This window comes from Cupriavidus sp. 05T41 (assembly GCF_056396525.1).
The window spans coordinates 1-24,983 of the sequence record NZ_JBFTLQ010000044.1 but is presented as its reverse complement, the minus strand read 5'-3'; the positions used below and the strand labels follow the sequence as shown (position 1 = coordinate 24,983).

General features: G+C 66.5%; 24 protein-coding genes, 1 tRNA gene and 1 pseudogene. 15 read left to right on the top strand and 11 right to left on the bottom strand.

What is annotated here, in order from left to right; all coding sequences use genetic code 11:
- Positions 1 to 31: 31 nt before the first annotated feature.
- The 11 genes from AC1DKV_RS24135 to AC1DKV_RS24085 all read left to right on the top strand — a co-directional run bounded on the left by AC1DKV_RS24135 (position 32) and on the right by AC1DKV_RS24085 (position 9,279).
- Positions 32 to 445 carry an antitoxin Xre/MbcA/ParS toxin-binding domain-containing protein gene (locus AC1DKV_RS24135; RefSeq protein WP_477138153.1) on the top strand — a complete coding sequence of 138 codons (414 nt, stop codon included), beginning with the start codon at positions 32 to 34 and terminating at the stop codon, positions 443 to 445.
- Entirely contained in the window at positions 405 to 1,157 is a 753-nt protein-coding gene (locus tag AC1DKV_RS24130) for an RES family NAD+ phosphorylase (protein ID WP_477138152.1), read from the top strand. The genes AC1DKV_RS24135 and AC1DKV_RS24130 overlap by 41 nt, the downstream gene beginning before the upstream one ends.
- 127 nt (positions 1,158 to 1,284) lie before the next feature.
- A tRNA-Met gene (locus AC1DKV_RS24125) sits at positions 1,285 to 1,360 on the top strand.
- Between the two features lie 193 nt (positions 1,361 to 1,553).
- On the top strand, positions 1,554 to 2,138 hold the full coding sequence (locus AC1DKV_RS24120) for an NUDIX hydrolase (protein ID WP_477138151.1): 585 nt from the start codon (positions 1,554 to 1,556) through the stop codon (positions 2,136 to 2,138).
- Between the two features lie 58 nt (positions 2,139 to 2,196).
- Complete coding sequence (aat, locus tag AC1DKV_RS24115) at positions 2,197 to 2,949, top strand: leucyl/phenylalanyl-tRNA--protein transferase (RefSeq protein WP_441616082.1); 753 nt, start codon at positions 2,197 to 2,199, stop codon at positions 2,947 to 2,949.
- Positions 2,950 to 3,040: 91 nt separating this feature from the next.
- Complete coding sequence (locus AC1DKV_RS24110; RefSeq protein ID WP_441616084.1) at positions 3,041 to 3,883, top strand: arginyltransferase; 843 nt, start codon at positions 3,041 to 3,043, stop codon at positions 3,881 to 3,883.
- Positions 3,884 to 3,990: 107 nt separating this feature from the next.
- Positions 3,991 to 5,058, top strand: a complete 1,068-nt coding sequence (locus tag AC1DKV_RS24105) for a quinone-dependent dihydroorotate dehydrogenase (RefSeq protein ID WP_477138150.1) — start codon at positions 3,991 to 3,993, stop codon at positions 5,056 to 5,058.
- A 57-nt stretch (positions 5,059 to 5,115) separates the two neighbouring features.
- Positions 5,116 to 6,174 (top strand): aldo/keto reductase, encoded by a 1,059-nt coding sequence (locus AC1DKV_RS24100; RefSeq protein ID WP_441616088.1) that lies wholly within the window; start codon positions 5,116 to 5,118, stop codon positions 6,172 to 6,174.
- A 282-nt stretch (positions 6,175 to 6,456) separates the two neighbouring features.
- Complete coding sequence (locus AC1DKV_RS24095) at positions 6,457 to 7,428, top strand: ABC transporter substrate-binding protein (RefSeq protein ID WP_477138149.1); 972 nt, start codon at positions 6,457 to 6,459, stop codon at positions 7,426 to 7,428.
- A 161-nt stretch (positions 7,429 to 7,589) separates the two neighbouring features.
- Positions 7,590 to 8,483, top strand: a complete 894-nt coding sequence (locus tag AC1DKV_RS24090) for an ABC transporter permease (protein WP_441616092.1) — start codon at positions 7,590 to 7,592, stop codon at positions 8,481 to 8,483.
- Position 8,484: 1 nt separating this feature from the next.
- Positions 8,485 to 9,279, top strand: coding sequence for an ABC transporter ATP-binding protein (locus AC1DKV_RS24085; protein WP_441616094.1), 795 nt, complete (start codon positions 8,485 to 8,487; stop codon positions 9,277 to 9,279).
- Between the two features lie 102 nt (positions 9,280 to 9,381).
- On the opposite strand, the gene AC1DKV_RS24080 is transcribed toward AC1DKV_RS24085, so the two are convergent.
- From AC1DKV_RS24080 to AC1DKV_RS24070, 3 genes and pseudogenes are all read right to left on the bottom strand, one after another.
- Positions 9,382 to 9,657: a hypothetical protein gene (locus AC1DKV_RS24080; RefSeq protein WP_441616095.1), complete on the bottom strand. Its 276-nt coding sequence runs from the start codon at positions 9,655 to 9,657 to the stop codon at positions 9,382 to 9,384.
- A pseudogene (locus AC1DKV_RS24075) lies at positions 9,654 to 11,066 on the bottom strand (LutB/LldF family L-lactate oxidation iron-sulfur protein). Before AC1DKV_RS24075 ends, AC1DKV_RS24080 begins: the two are co-directional and overlap by 4 nt.
- Positions 11,067 to 11,139: 73 nt before the next feature.
- The gene (locus tag AC1DKV_RS24070) at positions 11,140 to 11,865 is read right to left on the bottom strand and encodes a (Fe-S)-binding protein (protein WP_477138148.1); all 726 of its coding nucleotides are present in this window, start codon (positions 11,863 to 11,865) and stop codon (positions 11,140 to 11,142) included.
- Between the two features lie 239 nt (positions 11,866 to 12,104).
- On the opposite strand from AC1DKV_RS24070, the gene AC1DKV_RS24065 reads away from it, so the two are divergent.
- The 3 genes from AC1DKV_RS24065 (at position 12,105) to AC1DKV_RS24055 (ending at position 15,264) form a co-directional block, all read left to right on the top strand.
- The gene (locus tag AC1DKV_RS24065) at positions 12,105 to 12,890 is read left to right on the top strand and encodes an IclR family transcriptional regulator (protein ID WP_477138147.1); all 786 of its coding nucleotides are present in this window, start codon (positions 12,105 to 12,107) and stop codon (positions 12,888 to 12,890) included.
- Positions 12,891 to 13,093: 203 nt separating this feature from the next.
- Positions 13,094 to 13,822, top strand: coding sequence for a FadR/GntR family transcriptional regulator (locus tag AC1DKV_RS24060; protein ID WP_477138146.1), 729 nt, complete (start codon positions 13,094 to 13,096; stop codon positions 13,820 to 13,822).
- Between the two features lie 29 nt (positions 13,823 to 13,851).
- A complete protein-coding gene (locus AC1DKV_RS24055; protein WP_477138145.1) occupies positions 13,852 to 15,264 on the top strand; it encodes an FAD-binding oxidoreductase in 1,413 nt (470 codons plus the stop codon).
- Positions 15,265 to 15,385: 121 nt separating this feature from the next.
- On the opposite strand, the gene AC1DKV_RS24050 is transcribed toward AC1DKV_RS24055, so the two are convergent.
- The 5 genes from AC1DKV_RS24050 to AC1DKV_RS24030 all read right to left on the bottom strand — a co-directional run bounded on the left by AC1DKV_RS24050 (position 15,386) and on the right by AC1DKV_RS24030 (position 19,938).
- Positions 15,386 to 16,594: a serine hydrolase gene (locus tag AC1DKV_RS24050; protein ID WP_477138144.1), complete on the bottom strand. Its 1,209-nt coding sequence runs from the start codon at positions 16,592 to 16,594 to the stop codon at positions 15,386 to 15,388.
- A 287-nt stretch (positions 16,595 to 16,881) separates the two neighbouring features.
- Complete coding sequence (locus tag AC1DKV_RS24045) at positions 16,882 to 17,583, bottom strand: nitroreductase (RefSeq protein ID WP_441616109.1); 702 nt, start codon at positions 17,581 to 17,583, stop codon at positions 16,882 to 16,884.
- 26 nt (positions 17,584 to 17,609) lie between these two features.
- A complete protein-coding gene (locus AC1DKV_RS24040; protein WP_441616111.1) occupies positions 17,610 to 18,062 on the bottom strand; it encodes an acyl-CoA thioesterase in 453 nt (150 codons plus the stop codon).
- Positions 18,063 to 18,082: 20 nt separating this feature from the next.
- Positions 18,083 to 18,988 carry a DMT family transporter gene (locus tag AC1DKV_RS24035; protein ID WP_477138143.1) on the bottom strand — a complete coding sequence of 302 codons (906 nt, stop codon included), beginning with the start codon at positions 18,986 to 18,988 and terminating at the stop codon, positions 18,083 to 18,085.
- A complete protein-coding gene (locus tag AC1DKV_RS24030; protein WP_477138142.1) occupies positions 18,985 to 19,938 on the bottom strand; it encodes a histone deacetylase family protein in 954 nt (317 codons plus the stop codon). The genes AC1DKV_RS24035 and AC1DKV_RS24030 overlap by 4 nt, the downstream gene beginning before the upstream one ends.
- 398 nt (positions 19,939 to 20,336) lie before the next feature.
- Here AC1DKV_RS24030 and phaP1 point away from each other — a divergent pair, with 398 nt between their 5' ends.
- On the top strand, positions 20,337 to 20,915 hold the full coding sequence (gene phaP1, locus AC1DKV_RS24025) for a TIGR01841 family phasin PhaP1 (protein ID WP_477138141.1): 579 nt from the start codon (positions 20,337 to 20,339) through the stop codon (positions 20,913 to 20,915).
- 411 nt (positions 20,916 to 21,326) lie between these two features.
- Here the strand turns inward: phaP1 and lpdA are convergent, their stop codons facing one another.
- The 3 genes from lpdA to AC1DKV_RS24010 all read right to left on the bottom strand — a co-directional run.
- Positions 21,327 to 23,111, bottom strand: coding sequence for a dihydrolipoyl dehydrogenase (gene lpdA, locus AC1DKV_RS24020; RefSeq protein ID WP_477138140.1), 1,785 nt, complete (start codon positions 23,109 to 23,111; stop codon positions 21,327 to 21,329).
- Between the two features lie 28 nt (positions 23,112 to 23,139).
- A complete protein-coding gene (locus AC1DKV_RS24015; protein ID WP_477138139.1) occupies positions 23,140 to 23,757 on the bottom strand; it encodes an MFS transporter in 618 nt (205 codons plus the stop codon).
- A 95-nt stretch (positions 23,758 to 23,852) separates the two neighbouring features.
- Positions 23,853 to 24,983: dihydrolipoyllysine-residue acetyltransferase (locus tag AC1DKV_RS24010; protein WP_477138138.1), on the bottom strand; the 1,131-nt coding region annotated here is incomplete at its 5' end.

Genomic DNA, 24,983 nt, shown 5'->3' with positions numbered 1-24,983 from the left:
ATAATGTTTCTCAAGAAACAGGAGCGAGGCGATGCAAACCAGGCAAGTTTCCGACCATGTATCCGAGCGTATTCCTGACCGTGGCTCAGCAGCCAGTCMGGATCCCGGCACCACCCTGACCAAGGCCGTCATGCGCGCGGCCGGCTTCCTGGGCATCAGCCAGGCAGGCGTGGCCAGCGTGCTGGGCATCAGCACGGCATCGGTGTCGCGCATGGCTTCGGGCGGCTACGTGCTCGATTCGCACCGCAAGGAGTGGGAGTTCGGCGTGCTGTTCGTGCGCCTGTTCCGCTCGCTCGACGCCATCCTGGGCCACAGCGACCAGGCCCGCCTCTGGCTGGCCAACGAAAACCTGGCTCTCGGCGGCAAGCCGAGCGATCTGATCCGCACTACCGAGGGCCTGGTACGTGTCGTCCACTATCTGGATGCAACCCGCGGTCGCGTCTGAGCGCCGGCCGTTCGCGCTGACGCTCTGGCGCGCGGTGGAGGCGCAGCACGTGGTCTCGACCATGCCGCTGGTCGACAGCCTGGAAGAACAGGCCGTGCTGGAGGCCGTGCTCGATGCCGGCAAGCCCGCCGTGCCGGCCGAGGCGCGCCACMTCCACTATCTCCTGTTCACGCCGTTCCGCTACCCGCCTTCGCTCTGGGGCTCGCGTTTTCGTGGAGAGCAGGATCCGGGCGTGTTCTATGGCGCGKAGCAGATCCGCACCGCCTGCGCCGAGCTTGGCTACTGGCGCTGGCGCTTCCTGCGCGACAGCCCCGCGCTGCCGCGCATCGACGCGCGTCCGCACACGTTGTTCCAGGTCAGCGTGCGCACCGACGGCATCGCACTCGATGCGCCCCCGTTCGCGGAAGACGCGGCCAGATGGACCGACCCCGACAACTACGATGCCTGCCATGCGCTGGCACGTTCAGCGCGCGAGGCCGGCCTCGGCATGATCCGCTATACCTCGGTGCGCGATCCCGGCCACGGCCCCTGCGCGGCACTCCTGACGCCACGCGCCTTTGCCGAACCACACCCGCTCGTGACGACCACCTGGATGCTGACCGTGCGGCCCGACCGCGTCATCTGGCAGCGCGACGACCTGTTGCAGCGCGACAGTTTCCAGTTCCCCGCCGACTCCTGGCTGCCGGCCGCGACAGCGCCCCGGCGCGAGTGAACGCCGCGCCGCGCCGCGCCATGCAGTCCAACCTGCATGGCGTTCCCGCTGCGCCCCCCGACACCAAATTGTGACTGGGGTGTTGCAATGCAAAAGGAATTACCATATAATCTTTTTCTTCGACGGACGCGGGGTGGAGCAGTTGGCAGCTCGTCGGGCTCATAACCCGAAGGTCGCAGGTTCAAGTCCTGCCCCCGYAACCAACGCCGTGCAGTTCGATGCAACGGTCGTCGAGACACAAGACAACGCCCATCACGGGCGTTTTTTGTTTTGTGCGCCGGACGATCTACATCGGCATCCGGACATTCCCGAATCCCCCCTGCCCCAGCGCATCCCACCGCCCGGYAGCGTCCGTCGGCGGTGATACACTTTCGCCATTCCTCCCGGACGCCCCTCATGAAATTCTGCTCGAACTGCGGCCATGCGGTCGTGCTGCGCATCCCCGAAGGCGACTCGCGCCCGCGCCACCTGTGCGAGAGCTGCGGCACCATCCATTACGTCAACCCGCGCAATGTGGTCGGCACCATTCCCGTGTGGGAGGACAAGGTCCTTCTGTGCAAGCGCGCGATCGAACCCCGCTATGGCTTCTGGACGCTGCCGGCCGGCTTCATGGAAATYGGCGAGACCACCGCGCAGGGCGCCGCGCGCGAGACACTGGAGGAAGCCGGCGCGCGCGTACAGGTCGGCGAACTGTTTTCGATCCTGAATGTGCCGCATGTCCATCAGGTGCACATGTTCTACCTGGCCACGCTGGAGGATCTCGATATCAGCGCGGGCGAGGAAAGCCTGGAAGTGAAGCTGGTGGAAGAGGCGGACGTTCCGTGGGACGAACTGGCCTTCCCCACCGTGATCCACTCGCTGCGATGCTTCTTCGCCGACCGTGCCGCGGGCCGGCTGGCCGACGGCAGCTTCCGCCTGCACAGCCTGGATATCGACAAGCCGATGCGCCCGCTTACCAGCCGCGCCAAGGTCGAGCCCTGATTCCTGGTCCATCCATCCCGAGGCAAACCCCCGCTGCCCGCAAGCCCGTCAATCCTGCATGATCACCTGGCTGGATCCGCATGATCCGTTTCCGCCGGTCGAGCGTGCGCTCGGCCCGGGCACGGACGCGCCCGGCTTGCTCGCGGCCAGCCGCGAACTGTCGGCCCAGCGCCTGCTGCTGGCTTACCGGCAAGGCATCTTCCCCTGGTACGCCGAGGGCCAGCCGGTGCTGTGGTGGAGCACGGACCCCCGCATGGTGCTGGCGCCGCAGGCGCTGCGCGTCTCCGCCACCTTCCGCAAGACCCTCAAGCGCGTGCTGCGCGACCCGGACTGGGAAATCCGCATCGACGTCGATTTCGTCGAGGTAATGCAGGCCTGCGCCCTCACGCCCCGCGACGGACAGCACGGCACTTGGATCACCGAAGACATCATCGCCGCCTATGGTGCACTGCATCGCAACGGCCTGGCCCACTGCGTGGAAAGCTGGTACCGCGGCGAGCGCGTGGGCGGCCTGTACGGCGTGGCGCTGGGGCGCATGTTCTACGGTGAATCGATGTTTGCGCGGCGCACCGATGCGTCCAAGATCGCACTGGCCGCCTTATGCGCGTTCCTCGGCATGCACGGCGTGGCGATGATAGACTGCCAGCAGGAAACCGACCACCTGGCCTCGCTCGGCGCCAGCCCGATTCCCCGCGCGGAGTTCGCGGCGCATGTGCGCATCGCCACCCGCCAGCCGGAAATCGTGCCGTGGCGCTTCGACAAGACGGTGCTGCAGCATTGGACTCAGGCTGCGGATCCGGCCCAGGCCTAGCGGGTCGCCCGGCGCCTTGGCCGCAAGCCCGGCGGGCGCGGCGCGGACGGCTTCCCCGCCTTGCCGTTTCACCTCTGGCCGTTGCAGACACATGAGCAAGCTAAAGGAACTACCCCTTTCCGCGCTGCAGTTCTACGCCACTGCGCCCTACGCTTGCAGCTATCTCGACGGGCGCATGGCGCGCTCGCAGGTAGCCACCCCGGCCCACCTGATCAATGCCGACGTCTATTCGCGGCTGGTGCGTGCCGGCTTTCGCCGCAGCGGCATCTTCACCTACCGGCCCTACTGCGACGAATGCCACGCCTGCACGCCCTGCCGCGTGCTGGTGGACCGCTTCCAGCCGGACCGCAGCCAGCGCCGCGCCTGGCGGCAGCACCAGGACCTGCAGGCGCTGGTGGCGCCGCTGACCTACGTCGAAGAGCACTACGCGCTATATCTGCTGTACCAGTCGATGCGCCACGCCGGCGGCGGCATGGACCAGGACAGCCGCGACCAGTACGAGCAGTTCCTGCTGCAAAGCCGCGTCAACTCCCGCCTGGTGGAGTTCCGCGAGCCGCCGGGCTCGCCGCAGGCCGGGCGCCTGCGCATGGTCAGCATGATCGACGTGCTCGACGACGGACTGTCTTCGGTCTACACCTTCTACGATCCGCTGGAGACGGGCGCCAGCTATGGCACCTACAACATCCTGTGGCAGATCCGGCAGGCGCGGGAACTCGCCCTGCCCCATCTCTACCTTGGCTACTGGATCGCCGACAGCCGCAAGATGGCCTACAAGGCGCGCTACCAGCCGCTCCAGGTGCTGACCGGCAACCAGTGGCGCTCGTTCGACGCGCCGCCCGTCCCTGCGCCACCGGGCTCGCCGACGGCGGCACCCGTGATCCCGTCGCAGCCCGGCGACGAGGACGGCGCAAGCGAGAACCTGCCCGGCCGGTAGCCAGGCGCCGGCCTGCGGCGTTGTGCAAACCCGGCAGGCCCGGCAGGCCTGGTGGCGGCTCAACCGTTACAATGCCGGCCTGGTCCCGACTTCCAAGCTGACTCCCCGTGCTGAACGCGCTCTACCCCCTGTTTCGCCCCGCCCTGTTTTCGATGGATGCGGAGGATGCCCACCACTTCACCCTGAACAACCTGCGGCGCGCCAAACGCCTGGGGCTGGCGGGCTGCCTCGGCAACACCATCGCCGACGACCCGCGCACCGTGATGGGCGTGCGCTTCCCCAACCCTGTCGGCCTGGCCGCCGGGCTGGACAAGGATGGCGCCTATATCGACGGGCTGTCCGCCTTCGGCTTCGGCTTTATMGAGGTGGGCACCGTGACGCCGCGCGCGCAGGCCGGCAATCCGCGCCCGCGCATGTTCCGCCTGCCGCAGGCCGATGCGCTGATCAACCGCATGGGCTTCAACAACGGCGGCGTGGACGCCTTCATCGCCAACGTCAATGCGTCCGAATGGAAAGCCAGGGGCGGTGTGCTGGGCCTGAACATCGGCAAGAACGCCGACACCCCGATCGAGCGTGCGGTGGACGACTACCTGCACTGCCTGGAGCGCGTCTATCCGCACGCCAGCTACGTCACGGTCAACATCTCCTCGCCCAATACCAAGAACCTGCGCCAGCTGCAGGGCGCGAGCGAGCTGGACAGCCTGCTCTCCACGCTCAAGGACGCGCAGCAGCGCCTGGCCGACCAGCACAAGCGCTATGTGCCGCTGGCGCTCAAGATCGCCCCCGATCTCGATGCCGACCAGATCGGCAATATCGGCGACGCCCTGGTCCGCCACCGCATCGACGGCGTGATCGCCACCAACACCACCATCGCGCGCGACGCGGTCAAGGGCATGCCGCACGGCGAGGAAGCCGGCGGCCTGTCCGGCCGGCCGGTGTTCGCGGCTTCCACGCGCGTGGTGGAAGGCCTGCGCGCGGTGGTCGGCGACGCGGTACCCATCGTGGGCGTGGGCGGCATCTTCAGCGGCGCCGACGCACGCGCCAAGATCGCCGCCGGCGCGCAACTGGTGCAGGTGTACAGCGGACTGATCTACCGCGGGCCGGCACTGGTCAAGGAATGCGCGGACGCGCTGCGCGCCTKACGCGCACGGCCGCACGCCGGCATACTGCCGTAGCCGTATCGTCTGCGCCTCGCACTCGTCCACCCCACCCTCAGCGTGACAAGGAACGCCATGGAAACCATCCGTCTGGGCCGCAGTGACCTGCAGGTCTCGCGCATCTGCCTCGGCACCATGACCTTCGGCGAGCAGAACACCGAAGCCGAAGGCCACGACCAGCTCGATTACGCCGTGTCGCGCGGCATCAACTTCATCGATACCGCCGAGATGTACCCGGTCAAGCCGCGCGCCGAGACCTACGGCAGCACCGAGCGCATCGTCGGAAGCTGGCTCAAGCGCCAGCAGCGCGACCGCATCGTGCTGGCCACCAAGGTCGCCGGCCCGGCGCGCATGCCGTGGATCCGCAATGGCGGCGACCTGACGCCGGAGAGCATCCGCGCCGCCGTGGACGCCTCGCTGGCGCGCCTGCAGACCGACTACATCGATCTCTACCAGATCCACTGGCCGGCCCGCAACGCGCCGATCTTCGGGCAAAAGCAGTTCGACCCGGCCAAGGAGCGCGAATGCGCGTCGGTCCAGGCCCAGCTCGAAGCCATGGGCGAGCTGGTGCGCGCCGGCAAGATCCGCTACGTGGGGGTGTCMAACGAGACGCCGTGGGGCGTGGCGGAGTTCGTCAAGCAGGCCGAGCTGCACGGCCTGCCGCGCATCGCCACCGTCCAGAATCCGTACAACCTGCTCAATCGCAGCTTCGAGCAAGGCACGGACGAGGCCTGCTTCCGCACCGACGTGAGCCTGCTGGTGTACAGCCCGCTGGCCTTCGGCCAGCTGACCGGCAAATACATCGGCGGCACGCCCGAGCAGCCGGTGTTCGACACGCAGGCCCAGGGACGCCTGACGCGCTTCCCGCCCGAGTGGAGCCCGCGCTACCTGCGCCCGGACAGCCTGGCCGCCTCGGCCCGCTACGTGAAGCTGGCGCGCGAACACGGCATCTCGCCGGCCACGCTGGCGCTGGCCTGGACCTACTCGCGCTGGTTCGCGGCGAGCACGATCGTCGGCGCCACTTCGGTGGAACAACTGCGCGAGAACATCGATGCCTGGCAGGTGCCGCTTTCGGCAGACATCGCCGCGGGTATCGAGCGCATCCACGCCGCGATCCACAACCCTGCCCAGTAAGCCCCTGCCGCGCCCGGCTTGCTCCCCACCGACGCACTAGAACGGGGCAAACCGGGCAAATCGCGCGGCGAAAATGGTATCCTCGCAGGCTTATCGCCGTCGCAACCGTGGCGCCGCAGCGAGGCGCCTGCCCGCCGCCAGGCGGCTCGCCACGCCACGGAGCGGCTGGCCCGTGCCGACCGGATCCGGTCGGCGGCCAGTCAGGACGGCGGACCGAGCCTGATCGGCAACAACGAACAGCGGCTTACCACCCAGAACCCATATCCGGCGGAGAACAAGACCATGAAGTGCCTGAAGACATCGACCAAGACCATCCTGGGCAGCGCCGTCGCCCTCGCGCTGCTGTACGGCGGCGCCGTGCAGGCCCAGACCGTCAAGGTGCTTTCGATCGTCGACCACCCCGCGCTCGACGCCATCCGTGATKGCGTGCGCGACGAACTGAAGACCGCCGGCTACGACGCCGACAAGAACCTGAAGTGGGAATACCAGAGCGCGCAGGGCAACACCGGCACCGCCGCCCAGATCGCCCGCAAGTTCGTCGGCGACCAGCCCAGCGTGATCGTTGCCATCGCGACGCCGTCGGCCCAGTCCGTGGTTGCCGCCACCAAGTCGGTGCCGGTGGTGTATTCCGGCGTGACCGATCCGGTCGCTGCCCAGCTGGTGAAGGGCTGGGGCGCTTCGGGCACCAACGTGACCGGCGTGTCGGACAAGCTGCCGCTGGACCGCCAGGTTGCGCTGATCAAGCGCGTGGTGCCCAAGGTCAAGACCGTGGGCATGGTCTACAACCCGGGCGAAGCCAACTCGGTGGTGGTGGTCAAGGAACTGAAGGCCTTGCTGGCCAAGGACGGCCTGGCGCTCAAGGAAGCCGCCGCACCGCGCACGGTTGACATCGGCGCCGCCGCCAAGAGCCTGATCGGCAAGGTCGACGTGATCTACACCAACACCGACAACAATGTGGTGTCGGCGTACGAAGCCCTGGTCAAGGTCGCCAACGAATCGAAGATCCCGCTGGTGGCGGCTGACACCGACAGCGTGAAGCGCGGCGCCATCGCGGCCCTGGGCATCAACTACGGCGACCTCGGCCACCAGACCGGCAAGGTGGTGGTGCGCATCCTGAAGGGCGAGAAGCCCGGCGCGATCGCCTCCGAGACCAGCGACAAGCTCGAACTGTTCGTKAACACCGGCGCGGCCGAAAAGCAAGGCGTGACGCTGTCGCCCGAGCTGATCAAGGAAGCGAAGACCGTCATCAAGTAATACGGCACGCTGACCCCGCGCGCCCTGGCGCGCGGTTGGCCCCGCCGCCGGCCTTACCCGGGCCCGCCCCGGAACGCCCGTGGCGCGCCGCCTGATCCGGGCGGCGCGCCAGGCGTTTCAGATCCGGCCCCCCGTGCCGGAAACAGCAACTGGATTTCCCCATGTCCCTCTTTTCCATCCTGGGTGCACTGGAGATCGGCCTGATCTTCAGCCTCGTCGCCCTGGGGGTGCTGATTTCCTTCCGCATCCTCAACTTTCCCGACCTGACCGTCGACGGCAGCTTCCCGCTGGGCGGCGCCGTGGCGGCCACGCTGATTGCCGCKGGCCAGGATCCCTTCGTGGCCACCGCGCTGGCGATCGTGGCGGGCGCCTTTGCCGGCTTCGTCACCGGCTGGCTCAATGTGCGCCTCAAGATCATGGACCTGCTGGCCAGTATCCTGATGATGATCGCGCTGTACTCGGTCAACCTGCGCATCATGGGCAAGCCCAATGTGCCGCTGATCACCGAATCCACCATCTTCACCATCCTGCAGCCTGACTGGCTGCCGGATTACATGTTGCGCCCCGCACTGCTGCTGGTCGTGGTGATCGTGGCCAAGCTCGGCCTCGACTGGTTCTTCTCCTCGCAGCTCGGCCTGGCCATGCGCGCCACCGGCGCCAACCCGCGCATGGCGCGCTCCCAGGGCATCGCCACCGGCCGCGCCACGCTGGCCGGCATGGCGCTGTCCAACGGCCTGGTGGCACTGGCGGGCGCGCTGTTCGCGCAGACCCAGGGCGGCTCCGACATCTCCATGGGCATAGGCACTATCGTGATCGGCCTGGCCGCGGTGATCATCGGCGAAAGCATCCTGCCGGCGCGCCGGCTGGTGTACACCACGCTGGCCGTGGTGCTGGGCGCCATCCTGTACCGCTTCTTCATCGCGCTCGCGCTCAACAGCGAGTTCATCGGCCTCAAGGCGCAAGACCTGAACCTGGTCACCGCCGTGCTGGTCACCGGCGCCCTGGTGCTGCCGGGCACCCGCAAGAAGCTGTTCGGCCGCAAGGGAGGTGCCTGAGATGCTGCGCGCACAAGACCTGAAACTCACCTTCAATCCCGGCACCCCGATCGAGACGCGCGCCCTGCGCGGCCTCAGCCTGGATATCCCGACCGGCCAGTTCGTGGCCGTGATCGGCTCCAACGGCGCCGGCAAGTCGACCTTCCTCAACGCCATCAGTGGCGACCAGATGGTGGACACGGGGCGCATCACCATCGATGACGTCGATGTCACCCGCAAGCCGGCCTGGGACCGCGCTCCCCTGGTGGCGCGCGTGTTCCAGGACCCGATGGCGGGCACCTGCGAGGCGCTGACGATCGAGGAAAACATGGCGCTGGCCATGGCGCGCGGCAGCCGCCGCGGCTTCCGCGCAGCGCTCAACAAGCCCTCGCGCGAGCTGTTCCGCGACAAGCTGCGCCTGCTCAACCTGGGCCTGGAAAACCGCCTGACGGACCGTATCGGCCTGCTCTCGGGCGGCCAGCGCCAGGCGGTCAGCCTGCTGATGGCCTCGTTGCAGCCCTCGCGCATCCTGCTGCTCGACGAGCACACCGCCGCGCTGGATCCCAAGACCGCCGCCTTCGTGCTGGAGCTGACCGCCAAGATCGTGGAAGAGAGCAAGCTCACCACCATGATGGTCACGCACAGCATGCGACAGGCGCTGGACTACGGCCAGCGCACGGTGATGCTGCACCAGGGACAAGTGGTGCTCGACGTCTCCGGCGAACAGCGTGCCGGGCTCGACGTGCCGGATCTGCTGCGCATGTTCGAGCAGACGCGGCATGAGCAGCTCGATGACGATGCGTTGCTGCTGAGCTGATCCCCGCTCCGGCACGAATGCAAAAGGCCCCCGCCATTCCCGGCGGGGGCCTTTTGCTTTTTCCCTTCCGGTGCGCGATGGCAGGGTCGGCGACGCCGATGCTCAGACGGTAGCCGCCTTGTCCAGCCACCGCTTCATCTGGTCGGTCACCGCCGAACTCGAGAATGAGCAGCTGTCCTGCGCGAACACGGCCGACATCTCCAGCCTGCGCAGCAGTTCTTCCATCGCCTGCCCGAACACGGGCGGCAGCGTCAGCGCGGGCGCGGCTTCGCGCCAGGCGCGCACCAGTGCGTCGGCGCCCAGCGAGCCGCCCAGATGCTGCTCCAGCGCCGCGCGCATGCCCGCCAGTGCTGTCGAATTTCCTGTAGAAGCACTCATCGGCGCGCCCTCCTTTCCTTGTAGAGTTCGCGGAACGTGCGGCCGCCGGGGGCCGGCATGTCGCGGGTTTCGGTCCAGCCGCGGCCAGCCATCGGCAGGCTGGCGATCAGCTTGTTGCTGCCGCCCATGCGCGCCAGCAAGCGCGCGCCGATGCGGGTGGCGAAAGCATAGAGGCCTGGCCGGCTGGCCACGTAGCCCCAGGCCTTCAGGCCGAGCCGCTCCTGCCAGGGCCGCAGGCCGCGCTCCATCTGTTTTTCGCGCAGCTTGCGCAGCAGGTCCGAGAGCGGGATCGAGGCCGGGCAAACGCGGTTGCATTCGCCGCACAGCGTAGCCGCCTGCGGAAGGTCCAGCGCATTGTTCAGCCCGACATAGCTAGGCGTCAGCACGCTGCCCATCGGCCCGGGGTAGACCCAGCCGTAGGCATGCCCGCCGATCTTCTGGTAGACCGGGCAGTGGTTCATGCAGGCGCCGCAGCGGATGCAGCGCAGCATCTCCTGGAACTCGCCGCCGATCAGGCCACTGCGCCCGCCGTCGACCAGCACGAAGTACATATGCTCCGGGCCGTCGCGCTCGCCTTCGGCGCGCGGGCCGGTGAGCAGCGAGAAATAGTTGGAGATCGCCTGGCCGGTGGCCTAGCGCGGCAGCAGGCGCATCACGGTGGCCAGGTCTTCCAGCGTGGGCAGCACCTTCTCGATGCCGGTCACGGCCACGTGCACSCGCGGCATCACCGTGCACATGCCTTCGTTGCCCTCGTTGGTCACCACGGCCACCGAGCCGGTCTCGGCGATGATGAAATTGCCGCCGGTCACGCCCATGTCGGCCGAGAGGAATTCCGGGCGCAGCACTTCGCGCGCCTCTCGCGTCATCTCGGGAATATCGGTCAGGCGTGGCTTGTGGTGGACCCGSGCGAACAGGTCGGCGATCTCGTCCTTGTCCTTGTGCACCACCGGCGCAATGATGTGCGAGGGCGGCTCGGCATCGTTGATCTGCAGGATGTACTCGCCAAGATCGGTCTCGATGCTCTGCACGCCMATMTCGCCGAGCACCTGGTTCAGGCGCATCTMCTCGGTCACCATCGACTTGCTCTTGATKACCTTCTTCACGCCGTGCTTCTGCGCGATCTCCGCGACCAGCCGCGCGGCGTCGGCGGTGGTCTCKGCAAACAGCACGGTAGCGCCGCGGCGGGTGGCGTTTTCCTCGAAGGTGGCGAGCCACACGTCGAGGTTGTCCAGCGCGCGGTTGCGGCGMTCCTTGAGCGCTTCGCGCGTGGCATCGAAGTCGATGTCGCGGATCRCGTCGGCGCGCGCCGTGACGAACTTGGTGGAGAGCTTCTTGAGGTTCTGCTGCAGGCGCTGGTCGGCCAGCTTCTGSCCSGCSMGCGCCTTGAATTCCATGCTGCGAACTTGCATAGCGGGGATCTCGCTGAAGTCTGTCTGAGGTCGGTCTGAGGTCGGTCTGAGGTCTGTCGTCAGGCGGCGGCGCTCAGGCGTCGCCGGCCAGCACCTGCGCGATATGCAGGACCTGGGTACGCGTATCGCCCGTGCGGCGCAGGCGGCCTTCGATATTCAGGATGCAGCCCAGGTCGCCCAGCACCACGGCATCGGCGCCGCTGGCCTTGATATTGGCGCACTTCTCGTCGACGATGGCGGTCGAGATGTTGYCGTACTTGACCGAGAAGGTGCCACCGAACCCGCAGCACGCCTCGCAGTCCTTCATCTCGCTGAGCTGCACGCCGGGCAGTTGCGCCAGCAAGGCGCGCGGCTGGCTCTTGACGCCCAGCTCCCGCAGCCCGGAGCAGGAATCGTGGTAAGTGATGTGGCCGGCGAACTTCGAATCGAACTCGCCCAGCCGGGCGACGTTGACGAGGAAGTCGGTCAGCTCGAACACGCGGGCGCGCAGGGTTTCGTAGCGGCCGTTGAGCTCCGGGTCGTCGCGCAGCAGGTCGGCATAGTGATGCAGCACCATGCCGCCGCACGAGCCGGACGGGATCACCACGTAGTCGAACATCTCGAACTCGCGCAGGAATTTCTCCGCCAGGTCACGCGCCACGGCGCGCTCGCCAGAATTGTAGGCAGGCTGCCCGCAGCAGGTCTGTGCCTCGGGGACCATCACTTCGTATCCCGCCTTCTCCAGCAGCTTCAGCACCGAAAAGCCGATCTCCGGACGCATGAGGTCCACCAGACAGGTGGCGAACAGGCCAACTCGCATTGTTTCCCTTTTTTCCAGACCCCGAAACGTCGCAATTATGCGCTTTCGCGCACCGCGGCGCATCCCTCGGCTGGATGGCACGCGGGTAAATTTGCCAGCTTGCGCAAACGTCTGCGGCGATGCGCGCCGGCCGCGGAATGCGAGGTTTCGTGCGGCAATCGCATTTCACCTATTKAAATTTTCACAATGCGAGATAGAATCAGGCAACCGCTTAATTTGCCGCACGGCAACATTTCCCCATGGCAGAAGCAGAGAAAGAACCCGGCAAGACGTCMATCCAGGTCATMGAGCGCATGATGACCCTGCTGGACTCGCTGGMGCAGCATGCCGATCCCGTGAGCCTGAAGGAGCTGTCGCTGGCCACTGGCCTGCATCCCTCCACCGCGCACCGCATCCTCAACGATATGGTGGCCTGCCGCTTCGTCGATCGCTCCGATCCCGGCAGCTACCGGCTCGGCATGCGGCTRCTGGAACTTGGCAACCTGGTCAAGGCACGCCTGTCGGTACGTGACGCGGCGCTGGCACCGATGCGCGCGCTGCATCGCGTGACGGGACAGACCGTCAACCTGTCGGTGCGCCAGGGCGACGAGATCGTGTACATCGAGCGCGCCTACAGCGAACGCTCCGGCATGCAGGTGGTGCGCGCCATTGGCGGACGCGCGCCGCTGCACCTGACTTCGGTCGGCAAGCTGTTCCTGGCGGCCGACGAGGTTAGCCGGGTGCGCAACTATGCCACCCGTACTGGCCTGGCCGGCCATACGCGTACCTCCATCACCGACCCGGTCAAGCTCGAGCGCGAGCTCAACTGGGTGCGCACCAACGGCTACGCACGCGACAACGAGGAACTCGAGCTCGGCGTGCGTTGCATCGCAGCCGGCATCTATGACGATTCGCGCCGGCTGGTCGCCGGCCTGTCGCTGTCGGCCCCCGCCGACCGCCTGCAGGACAGCTGGCTGCAGAACCTGAAGGACACCGCGCTGCAGATCTCGCGCGGCATGGGCTACGCAACCGACGTGGCAGCCTGATCCCGGGCGGCGCGAGCTTTCTCCCGAAGCTCGCGCCGCCCGCGCCTCGTTCTATCCTCGCTTCCTCCCTTTCCCTGCCTTCTTCCCCGCTCGCCGTCGCGCGCCTTGCGTACCGGATTCGCCGGCTGTCTGCGACTGCCTCGCGTCTTTAAAGGGTTTACCCGTGGTTTTCAGATAACCTGAATAGCCGTATGCTGCGGGGCATGCGAACCAAGGCCATTACGCTTACCGAACAGGTCACCCAGCAATTGCGCGCGGAGATCGCGGACGGAATCCATCCCGTCGGCGCCCGCCTGCCCTCGGGCAAGCAGCTCGCAGAGCGCTACGGCGTCAGCCCCGCCGTGATTCGCGAAGTCACGGAKCACCTGCGCTCGCAGGGACTGGTGGAAAGCCGTCAGGGGCTCGGCAGCACGGTGTTGTCCCGTGTCGGCAACGCCGGCTTCCGGCTGCCGCAGGAAATCGGCATGGACCGCGACGAGCTTGCCAGCATCTACGAGCTGCGGCTCGACCTGGAGAGCGCCGCCGCGGCCCTGGCCGCGCAGCGGCGCACCGCGGCAGACTTGACGCACATGCAGGCGCTGCTMGACCAGCTTGCCACGCAGTTGCACGACCCGCACCGCAGCGTAGAAGCCGATACGGCCTTCCATGTGGCAATCGCGGCGGCCACGCACAATCCCTACTACCTGCAGCTGCTGCAATACCTGAACCTCCAATTGCACCAGGCCGTGCACGCGGCGCGGCTCAATACGCGCCAGCAGGAAGGCTTGTCGGAGCAGGTCCACCAGGAACACCTGGCCATCTTCCATGCCATCCGCGCAGGCGACGCCGGGCGCGCGTGCGCGGCCGCGGTATCGCACCTGCAAGGCGCGGCCGTACGGCTGGGCCTGCCGATCGCATCGCGCATCCCGAATCCATCCCATCCAGCGGCCTGAGCCGCGCCGTCCTACCGGATTGAACCACCATGCAAAATCCCGCTTTCCTGCCCCGCCTGGTCGAAGCCCTGGGCCCCGACGTGGTCGCCACCGAGCCTGACCAGGTAGCGCCCTGGCTTGCCGACTGGCGCGGCCTCTACCGTGGCAACGCTCAGGCCGTGGTACGGCCGCGCTCGGCGGATGACGTGGCGCGCTGCCTGGCACTGTGCCAGCAGGCGGCGGTGCCGGTGGTGCCGCGCGGCGGCAATACCGGGCTGTGCGGAGGCGCCGCGCCGGACAGCAGCCCCGCCAACGTCGTGCTGAGCCTGGACCGCATGAATGCAATCCGCTCGATCGACACCATCGCCAACACGATGGTGGCCGAAGCCGGCTGCATTCTCGGCAACCTGCGGCGCGCGGCGGCMGAGGCCCATCGCCTGCTGCCGCTCAGCCTGGCGGCCGAGGACTCCTGCCAGATCGGCGGCAACCTCGCGACCAACGCCGGYGGCGTCAACGTGGTGCGCTACGGCATGACGCGCGAGCTGGTGCTGGGCGTGGAAGCCGTGCTGCCGAACGGCGAKATCTTCCATGGGCTGCGCGCCTTGCGCAAGGACAACACCGGCTATGACCTCAAGCAATTGCTGATTGGTTCGGAAGGCACGCTCGGCGTGATCACGGCCGCCGCGCTGCGACTGTTCCCGCGCACCGATGCACGCTCAGTGGTGCTGGCCGCGGTGGCGTCGCCGCAGCAGTCGCTCGCGCTGTTCGAGCTGCTCTTTGAACAATGCGGCGCGCGCCTGCAGGCGTTCGAGTTCTTCACCGGCGATTGCGTCGACCTGGTCCTCAGGCATGCCGAAGGCGTCCAGGAACCGTTCGGCCAGCGCTATCCGGCCTACGTGCTGGTGGAACTGGCGGACACCACCGACGAGGAGGCGCTCAACGCGCTGCTCGAACGCGTGATTGGCGAAGCGCTGGAGCGCGAACTGTGCCTGGACGCGGCGGTTTCGGCCTCGCTCGCGCAGCTGCAAGGCTTGTGGAAACTGCGCGAGGAAATCTCGGAGGCGCAGCGTGCCGACGGCCCGCACCTGAAGCACGATGTCTCGCTGCCGATCGAACAGATCCCGGCSTTCATGGCGTCGATGGAGACGCGCCTGAAGGCGCTCAGCCCCAGCATCCGCCCGTTTATCTTCGGCCACTTCGGCGACGGCAACCTCCACTACAACCTGTCGCGTCCCGCCGGCGCCGAGCGCGACTGGGCGGCCGTGCACGGCAAGGCGCTGAGCGCCGAGGTGCTGGACGAAGTGGCGCGCTACGGCGGCAGCATCAGCGCCGAGCACGGCATCGGCCAGCTCAAGCGCGATGATTTCCTGCGCCTCAAGGATCCGCTGGAGCTGCGCCTGATGCAGGGCATCAAGCAGTTGCTCGATCCGGCCGGCATCATGAATCCCGGCAAGCTGCTCTGAGCGCCCTGCCCGCGTGCGCTACCCAACAAAAAACGCGCCGTCACCGGCGCGTTTTTTGTTCTTCGAATTGCGCGGACCGATGGCCAGGCTCGCCGCCTGGCCGCTCACTCCGGGGCCGCCATCAGATGCCACGAGGCTGCTGGGCGGCCAGAACCGCCTGGGGGCTGTTGGGCGTCCCTTGCGTCAGGTTGGGCGAGGTTGGGAAAGGGCGGGCCGGGCTGGAGGGCGAATGCTCCAGCCAGTCCTTCACGCGGGTTGCGTCGGCGAAACGCGAGAGCTTGCCCACCGAATCGAGGAACACCATCACCACGTTGCGGCCGTTCACGCGCGCCTGCATCACCAGGCACTGGCCAGCCTTGGAGATAAAACCGGTCTTCTGCAGGCCGATCTCCCAGTTGCCGCCTCGCACCAGGCGGTTGGTGCTGACGTAGTGCTGGGTGCGGCCAAGCACATTGACTTCATGCTCGGTCTGCGTGGAGTACTCGCGGATGGTGGGATTGCGGTAGGCCGCGTTGACCATGCGCACCAGGTCTACCGCGCTCGAGACATTGCTGCTCGACAGACCGCTGGAATCGACGAAGTGGCTGTCGTTCATGCCCAGCTCGCGCGCCTTGCGGTTCATCGCCTGCACGAAGGCCGGCAAGCCGCCCGGGTAGCTGCGGCCCAGCACGGATGCAGCACGGTTCTCGGAAGACATCAGCGCCAGCAGCAGTAGTTCCTGGCGGCTGAGCTGCGTGCCGAAACGCAGGCGCGAGCTGCTGTGCTTCTCGTTGTCGCGATCGTCTTCGCTKATGGTGAGGACTTCATCCATCGGCAGGTGCGAGTCCATCACGACCAGTGCCGTCATCAGCTTGGTGATGGAGGCGATGGGCAGGACCGCAGCGGAATTCTTCTGGAACAGCACCTCGTTGGTGCTCTGGTMCATCACCAGCGCCACGCTGGAACGCAGCGCCAGCGCATCTTCCGTGTTGCGCAGGCCGAGCGCCTCGCCGAGCGACGGCTTGGCCGGCGTGAACGCCGCATGCACCGGCATCGCCTGGCGTTGTGCGATCACATGGCGCTTGCCGTTCCTGAGCACGACCACCTTGCGCGTGGTAACGCGCTCGGCAGTGCTGGCAGCCTGCTTGGATTTAGAGGAATTTGCCGATTTTTTTTCGGACTTGGAGACTTTTGTCGACTTTTTGCTGGATTGTGCCGTTTCCGATTTGGTGGCGGCATCGACCGTGGGGGCGGCCAGCATGGAGACGGTCAGCAGCATGGAAGCCGCTACCGTCGTCAGAGGGACAGAGCCGAAGAATCTGGAGAATAGGGTGGAATCAGACCGGAACATGATTCATTCAGCGCGCAGCTAGGATGGCGCCAGTTTAGGAAAAAAAGAAATTGTTAGCAACATTAAAGACTTACGAAGCCTCTTTAAAGTTCGATTTGCAAACAATTCCACATTATGAAAAAAGCGGGTCAGACATCACACAACACGTGGCGCTCGCCCGACTCGGACTGTGGTAATTCCACCGCAAGCACGCACCACGCCAGCCCGGATCGAGAAGGCATCCGGCGACCGGAAAAAACGGGTTGCGCACTGCATCGATACACGACGGTTACTCTGCTATCTGCTCCTCAAGAAAGAAAACGCGCGAACTCGCTTACCGGTTCACGCTCCGTACTAAGGGTATTCTCTATGGCCGCCGGGTCGGCATGGCCCAGCGACATGCCGCAGACCACCATTTCGTCCGCCGTCAGCCGCAAGTGGCGGGCAATGACCGCATGGAACTGGGTGAACGCAGCCTGCGGACAGGTATCCAGGCCGCGCGCACGCGCGGCCACCATGATGCTTTGCAGGAACATGCCGTAGTCCAGCCAGCTGCCCTGCTCCAGGATGCGATCGATGGTGAAGATCATGCCCACCGGCGCGCCGAAGAACGTGAAGTTGCGCGAATGCTGCGCACGCATGCGGGCATTGTCCTCGCGGCTGATCTGCAGCAGGCTGTACAGGTCCCAGCCGACCTTGCGGCGGCGGTCGATATAGGGCGTGACCCACTCGCGCGGATAGTACGGATATTCCTCGCGGTATTTGCTGTCGCGCTGCGGATCGTCATAGGCGGCGAGCACGTCGGCCGACAGCCTGAGCTTGGCGTCGCCGGTCAGGACGTACACCCTCCACGGCTGCACGTTGGTGCCGGAAGGGGCGCGGCTGGCCACGGCCAGGATCTCGTTGACCACTTCGCGCGGCACCGGCGTATCGAGGAAAGCGCGCACCGAGCGCCGCGTGACGATGGCCTGGTCGACCAGCATGGCATCCCGCTTCTGCTGCGAATCCATACACCTGGGCTCCTTTGCGCCTCGTCTCACTGCGCCGCGGCAGGCGCTTCGTCCACCAGCGCCTGCAGGGCATTGCGCAGCGCGGCCGGCAACGGCACCGGGCGGCGCGTGGCGCGGTCCACATAGACATGGACGAAATGCCCTTGCGCGGCGGCAATCTCTTCGTCGTTGCGGAACAGGCCGACCTCGTAGCGCACGCTCGAATTGCCCAGCCGCGCCACGCGCAGCCCGGCCACCACCGTGTCGGGGAAACTCAGTGCGGAGAAATAATTGCACTGCGTCTCGATGACCAGCCCGATGGTTTCGCCAGCTTCGATGTCGAGCACGCCCTGCCGGATCAGGTAGGTGTTCACGACGGTATCGAAATAACTGTAGTAGATGACGTTGTTGACGTGGCCATAGACATCGTTGTCCATCCAACGCGTGGTGATCGGCTGGAAGTGGCGATAGGCGCTGCGGAGATCGGCGTTCGGCTTCATCGGGGCACGGTATGGAGGGATTAGCGGCGGATCACCAGGGCTACGCCGCCGGCGGCGAGGGCCATGCCAAGCGCGGCCAGCGGCGGAAAGCTCTCGCCGAACAGCAGCCACGCCATGGCGGCCGTGGTGGGCGGCGTGAGGTACATCAGGCTCGACACCTTGGTGGCCGCGCCCTGGCGGATCAGCAGGAAGAGCAGCGAGATGGCGCCGATGGACAGCGCCACCACCGACCAGGCCAGCGCGCAGATCATCTCGGCATTCCAATCGACATGGCGCGTCTCGGTCAGGAACATGAACGGCAGGCAGGCCAGCGCAGCCGCGGCAAACTGGATCACGGAACCCATGCGCAGGTCGAATACCGGGCAGTACCGCTTCTGGTAGAGCGTGCCGAAGGTGATCGAGAACAGCGCCCCCACCGCCAGCAGCAGACTCGGCACGGACAAGCCGGTGGCGGTGAGCTTGTTGGCCACCACCAGGCCGACGCCGGCGAGGCCGAGCAGCAGCCCCAGCCATTGCCGCCGGCGAATGGTCTCGCCCATGCGCGCGGCCGCCACCGCGGTCAGKACCGGTTGCATGCCGACGATCAGCGCCGACACCCCCGCCGGCATGCCCAGCTTGACCGCAGCCCATACGCCGCCCAGGTRGCCCGCCTGCAGGAACAGGCCGGCCAGCGCGATATGCCCCACCATGCGCCAGTCAGTGGCGCCGCCGCGGCGCGGCAGCCGCACCCGCGCCGCCACCACGAAGGGCACCATCAGCACCAGGACGCCGGCAAAGCGCAGGAACAGGAAGGTCATGGGCTCCGCATGCGGCATGCCGTATTTCGCCACGATGAAGCCGGTGCTCCAGATGACGACGAACAGCCAAGGCATGGCCGCCACCMACAATGTGCCGCGCAGCGCGCCGGCCTGGCTGCCGGCGCTCATCGGGAGACCGCCTGCGCAATGCCACCGGCGGTGGCCGGGTTCGGGCGCGCCGCATAGCGCGCTTGATACCGGGCCGCCAGCCCGATGGTTTGTGCGTGTACCGCCACGGTGTCCTCGATATGGTTGCCGTAGCCGCCGGCCATGGCCACGGCTACGGGCAGGCCCCGTCGCAGGGCGGCATCGAACACCAGGGTGTCGCGGCGGGCCAGGCCGGCGAGCGTCAGCTTGAGGCGGCCGAGACGGTCGCCCTCATGCGGATCCGCGCCGGCGAGATAGATGATCAGGTCCGGCGCGAAGCGCGCGAACAGCGTATCGAGCGCACCTTGCAGCGCCTCGGCATAGGCGTCGTCGTCGCAGCCGTCTGGCAGGCCCACGTCGAGGTCGCTCGCTTCCTTGCGGAAGGGGTAGTTATTCTCGCCGTGCAGCGAGAGCGTGAAGACGAAAGGGTCATCACGCAGGATGGAGGCGGTGCCATTGCCCTGGTGCACATCCAGGTCCACCACCGCCACGCGTGTCACGAGGCCATCGCGGCGCAGCTGGCGCGCGGCGATGGCGGCATCGTTGAASACGCAGAAKCCGCCGCCCTTGTCGGCATAGGCATGGTGCGTGCCGCCGGCCAGGTTGACGGCAATGCCCTCGCGCAGCGCGGTGCGGCAGGCCTCGATGGTGGCGCCGGCCGAGCGCCGCGAACGCTCCACCATCGCCTCCGACCATGGGAAGCCGATCTCGCGCTGGCGCGCCGCATCGAGCTGCCCGCGCGAGACGCTATCGACATATTCGCGTGTGTGCGCCAGCAACAGGGCGTCGTCCCCGGCACGCGGCGCCTCGACCAGCGCCAGCCCGGCAACGTCGCGCACGACCGCCTCCCTCAGCATGCTGTACTTGCACATCGGGAAGCGGTGGCCCTCGGGCAGGGGCAGGACGAAATGATCAGCGTAGAAGGCAAGCATGAAGGGAAACCGGCGGCGGACGACCGGTTGCATCGACACAGGCAGCGATTCCGGCAGACCGCGATGGTAGCACCGCCCCGCCCCGGGCGTCCGCGCAGAACGATCGGCAAGTGGCGGCAGCACCTCACGATATGACCAGCCGGCGTGACCCTTCTGCTACTTGCCGATGGGTTCAGCGAAACTTCTTTGTGCAATGCACAAGAAGCGCTTGACACCCGATTTCTTTCCCCTAGAATAGGAATTGTTGCGGCGCACCATCCGAGTTTGCCAGGCAAACGGAACGCGCCGATAACCCCCAACGCCTGGGGCTGGCAGACGAAAAGTTGTTGTTCGTCATGGCTTTGACATCTGGGCGGCCTAATTTTGCATGATCTTKAACTTCATTTTTKGAGACTCGCATGAACTTCACCCCGGAACAAGTCGCCGCGGCGCAAAAAGCTAATCTGGAAACCCTGGTTGGCCTGACCACCAAGGCCTTCGAAGGCGTTGAAAAGCTGGTCGAACTGAACCTGCAAGTGGTCAAGGCCACTTTCGCCGAAAACGTCGACAACGCCAAGAAGGCGCTGTCCGCCAAGGACCCCYAGGAATTCCTGGCCATCCAGGCTTCGCTGGTGCAGCCGGTCGCAGAAAAGACCCTGGCCTACAGCCGTCACCTGTACGAAATCGCTTCGGAAACCCAGTCGGAATTCACCAAGGTGGCTGAAGCCCAACTGGCCGAAAACTCGAAGAAGGTGCAATCCCTGGTCGAGAACCTCGCCAAGAATGCACCGGCCGGTTCGGAATCGACCGTGGCCATCGTGAAGTCGGCGATCAGCGCCGCCAACAACGCCTACGAGTCGGTCCAGAAGGCCACCAAGCAGGCTGTTGAAATTGCTGAAAGCAACTTCCAGGCAGCCGCTTCGGCCGCCACCAAGGCCGCCCAGCAAGCCAGCGTCACGGCTCGCACCGCGACCAAGAAGGCTCCGACCGCCGCCTAAGCAGCGCGCACGGTAGACGAACCGGCTTCKGCMGGTTCGTTGGCAAAGCGCCGCTGGACCGTCCAGTGCGTTTTGCCAACGAAGGGACTCAGGAACCCGGTGAGGCAACCAGCCCCCCAAGTCCCCTGCCCTCGACCGATGTCTCCTCGGTATCCCGGTTTCCTTGTATTCCAGTACCGTTAATGCCMGGCCATGCGCCGGGTTTTTTTGTGCGCGCGGCGCGCAGCCACCGGCACACCGCCCGGGTTCGCCCCCTCCCCCGATTCCATGCCGCCCCACCTCTGGCAGCGAGGTTTTTCTCGCGGCAGAGCCGCGCAGGATTGTGGTTTAAAACGCTTGGCCGTTAATTGCAAAGCTTGAGAAAAGAAAGCCCACCGCGAAGGGTGGGCTTTCATCTTGCTGGCCGGTTGCTCAGCGCTTGCGCGGCGGCGGCACGTCGGTGCAGACGCCTTCGTAGATCTCCGCGGCCATGCCGATCGACTCGCCCAGCGTCGGGTGCGGGTGGATCGTCTTGCCGATATCGACGGCATCCGCGCCCATCTCGATGGCCAGGCAGACTTCGCTGATCAGGTCGCCGGCATGCATGCCGACGATGCCGCCACCGATGATGCGGTGGGTTTCCTCGTCGAAGATCAGCTTGGTGAAGCCTTCGTCGCGACCGTTGGCGATGGCGCGGCCGGAGGCAGCCCAGGGGAACACGCTCTTGGCGTACTTGACGCCCTGCTCCTTGCACTGCTCTTCGGTCAGGCCGGCCCAGGCCACTTCCGGATCGGTATAGGCCACCGACGGGATCTGCTTGACGTCGAAGTAGGCCTTCTCGCCGTGCGCGGCCTCGGCGGCGACGTGCGCCTCGTGCACGGCCTTGTGCGCCAGCATCGGCTGGCCGACGATGTCGCCGATCGCAAAGATGTGCGGCACGTTSGTGCGCAGCTGCTTGTCGACCTCGATGAAACCACGGTCGGTCACGGCCACGCCGGCCTTCTCGGCACTGATCTTCTTGCCGTTCGGCACGCGGCCCACGGACACCAGCACCAGGTCATAGCGCTGCGGTTCGGCCGGCGCCTGCTCGCCTTCGAACTTGACGTAGATGCCATCGGGCTTCGCTTCCACGCCGACCGTCTTGGTCTTGAGCATGACCTTGTCGAAGCGCAGCTTGTTCATCTTGTCCCAGACCTTGACGAGGTCGCGGTCGGCGCCCTGCATCAGGCCATCCAGCATTTCCACCACGTCGATGCTCGCACCCAGCGTGCTGTACACGGTGGCCATTTCCAGCCCGATGATGCCGCCGCCGATGACCAGCATCTTGTTCGGCACCTCCGGCAGTTCCAGCGCGCCGGTGGAATCGACGATGCGCGGGTCTTCGGGGATGAACGGCAGCTTGACCGCCTGGCTGCCGGCCGCGATCACCGCCTTCTCGAAGCGGATCACGGTCTTCTTGCCGGTGGTGGCCTTGCCGTCGCCCTCGGTCTCCTGCACTTCCAGGTGATGCGGGTCGAGGAAGTTGCCGATGCCGCGCAGGACCTGCACCTTGCGTGCCTTGGCCATGCCCGCCAGGCCGCCAGTCAGCTTGCCGACCACGGTTTCCTTGTAGTGGCGCAGGCCGTCGAGGTCGATCTTGGCTTCGCCGAACAGGATGCCGTGGGCAGYCAGCGCCTTGGCTTCGTCGATCACGGCGGCGTTATGCAGCAGTGCCTTGGACGGGATGCAGCCCACATTCAGGCAGACACCGCCGAGCGTGCCGTAGCGCTCGACCAGCACGGTGTTCATGCCGAGGTCGGCGCTGCGGAAGGCGGCCGAGTAGCCGCCGGGGCCTGCACCCAGCACCAGCATGTCGCACGTGATATCGGCGCTGCCCGCATGCGTGGCGGCAGCCGGTGCCGGCGCGGCGGCAGCTACGGGGGCCGGCGCCGAAGCAGCCGGTGCCGGCGCAGCGGCCGGTGCGGCCGGCGCGGCCGCGGCGCTGCTTTCCACCGTGCAGATCACCRCGCCCTTGGCGACCTTGTCGCCCACCTTGACGCGCACCTCGACCACCTTGCCACCCGCCGATGCCGGCACGTCCATGCTGGCCTTGTCGGACTCGAGCACGATCAGCGACTGCTCCACCTCGATMGTATCGCCGGCCTTGACCAGCACCTCGATGACTTCCACCGCGTCGAAATCGCCGATATCCGGCACCTGGACTTCGATCACACTCATGCTTTGCTCCTCAAGGACGCGCCCCGCCTCAGATGTGGGCCGCGTCGTCGTTATTGGTTGCCCCGTCGCCGGGCATGTCGCGCAACTGCACCACCTGTACTTCGATCGGCCCCGCCGAACTCTTGTCGAACTCCACCCCCGCGTCCACGCCGATGCCGGCAATGTCTGCCGCGCTCAGCTCCGGCCGGTCGAATACCGCGTGCATGGCGCCGAGCGCATAGTTGCGCCCCGAGCCGATGCCCCAGAAACGATCGAAGGAGAACACTTCGCGGTACGAATAGACGCCGAAGATACCCGCCGGGTTGGCGATCAGGCAGACGATCTGCGACGACTCGTAGGGGTCGTCCTCGTCTTCCTTGGTGTTGATGAAATACTCGTTCTTGAGTTTTTCATGCACCTTGAGAAAAGTCCGGAAGACATCGTCCMGCGAGCCCAGCCGGCAGTCCTCGCCCAGCCCGGCCAGCAGGCTGCGCATGACCGGGAAATGCGCGGTGGTCCCGGCCAGCGCCACGAAGCTCTCGCCCACCGGGAACACCTTCTGGTTGCGCTCATAGGCACGCGTGAGCCGCGTGTCGCCGAACGTCACCAGCGCATCGGCTGCAATCGCCACTTCACCGGCCTTCTTGACGACAACGCAGGTGGTCATGGATTTCGCTTCCTGTTGGCKGCGATCAGKGGTCGGCGGACAGTAGTCCGGCGGTTGGAAGGCACGCGCGGCGAACCGCGCGCGCCCTGCCCGCCTTAAAGGATGATGCGGCGGAAGTCCGCCAGCAGCTGGCCGATATACGCGTTGAAACGCGCCGCGTCGGCACCGTCGATGACACGATGGTCGTACGACAGCGACAGCGGCAGGATCAGGCGCGGCACGAACTGCTTGCCATCCCAGACCGGTTTCATGGCCGACTTGCTGGCGCCCATGATGGCCACTTCCGGCGCGTTGATGATCGGCGTGAAATGCGTGCCGCCGATGCCGCCCAGGGACGAGATCGAGAAGCAGCCACCCTGCATCTGGTCCGGCTTGAGCTTGCCGTCGCGCGCGGCCTTGGCGAGTTCGCCCATTTCCCGGCTGATCTCGATCACGCCCTTCTTGTCCGCGTCCTTGAGCACCGGCACGACCAGCCCGTTCGGCGTATCGGCCGCGAAGCCGACGTTGAAGTACTTTTTGTAGACGAGGTTGTCGCCGTCGAGCGAGGCATTGAAGTTCGGGAACTTCTTCAGCGCCGCCACGGTGGCCTTGATGATGAAGGCCAGMATGGTGACCTTGACGCCGGACTTCTCGTTTTCCTTGTTCAGCTGCACGCGGAAGGCTTCCAGCTCGGTGATGTCCGCCTCGTCATTGTTGGTGACGTGGGGAATCATGACCCAGTTGCGGTGCAGGTTKGCGCCCGAGATCTTCTTGATGCGCGACAGCGGTTTGCTGTCCACCTCGCCGAAGCGGCTGAAATCGACCTTCGGCCACGGCAGCAGGTTCAGCCCTGCGCCGCCGGCCGGGGCAGCCGCGGCTTGCGCCGGCGCCGCGGCCTGGCCGCTCATCACACCCTTGACGAAGGCCTGGACGTCGTCCTGGGTGATACGGCCCTTGGGACCGGTGCCCGCCACGCGCGACACGTCCACGCCCAGTTCGCGCGCGAACTTGCGTACCGAGGGGCTGGCGTGGGCGGCGCTGCCAGTCACGCCGGAGGACGGCGCGGCGGCGGGTGCAGCCGGCGCGGCCTGCGGCGCCGGAGCCGGTGCCACGCGCGACACGTCCACGCCCAGTTCGCGCGCGAACTTGCGTACCGAGGGGCTGGCGTGGGCGGCGCTGCCAGTCACGCCGGAGGACGGCGCGGCGGCGGGTGCAGCCGGCGCGGCCTGCGGCGCCGGAGCCGGTGC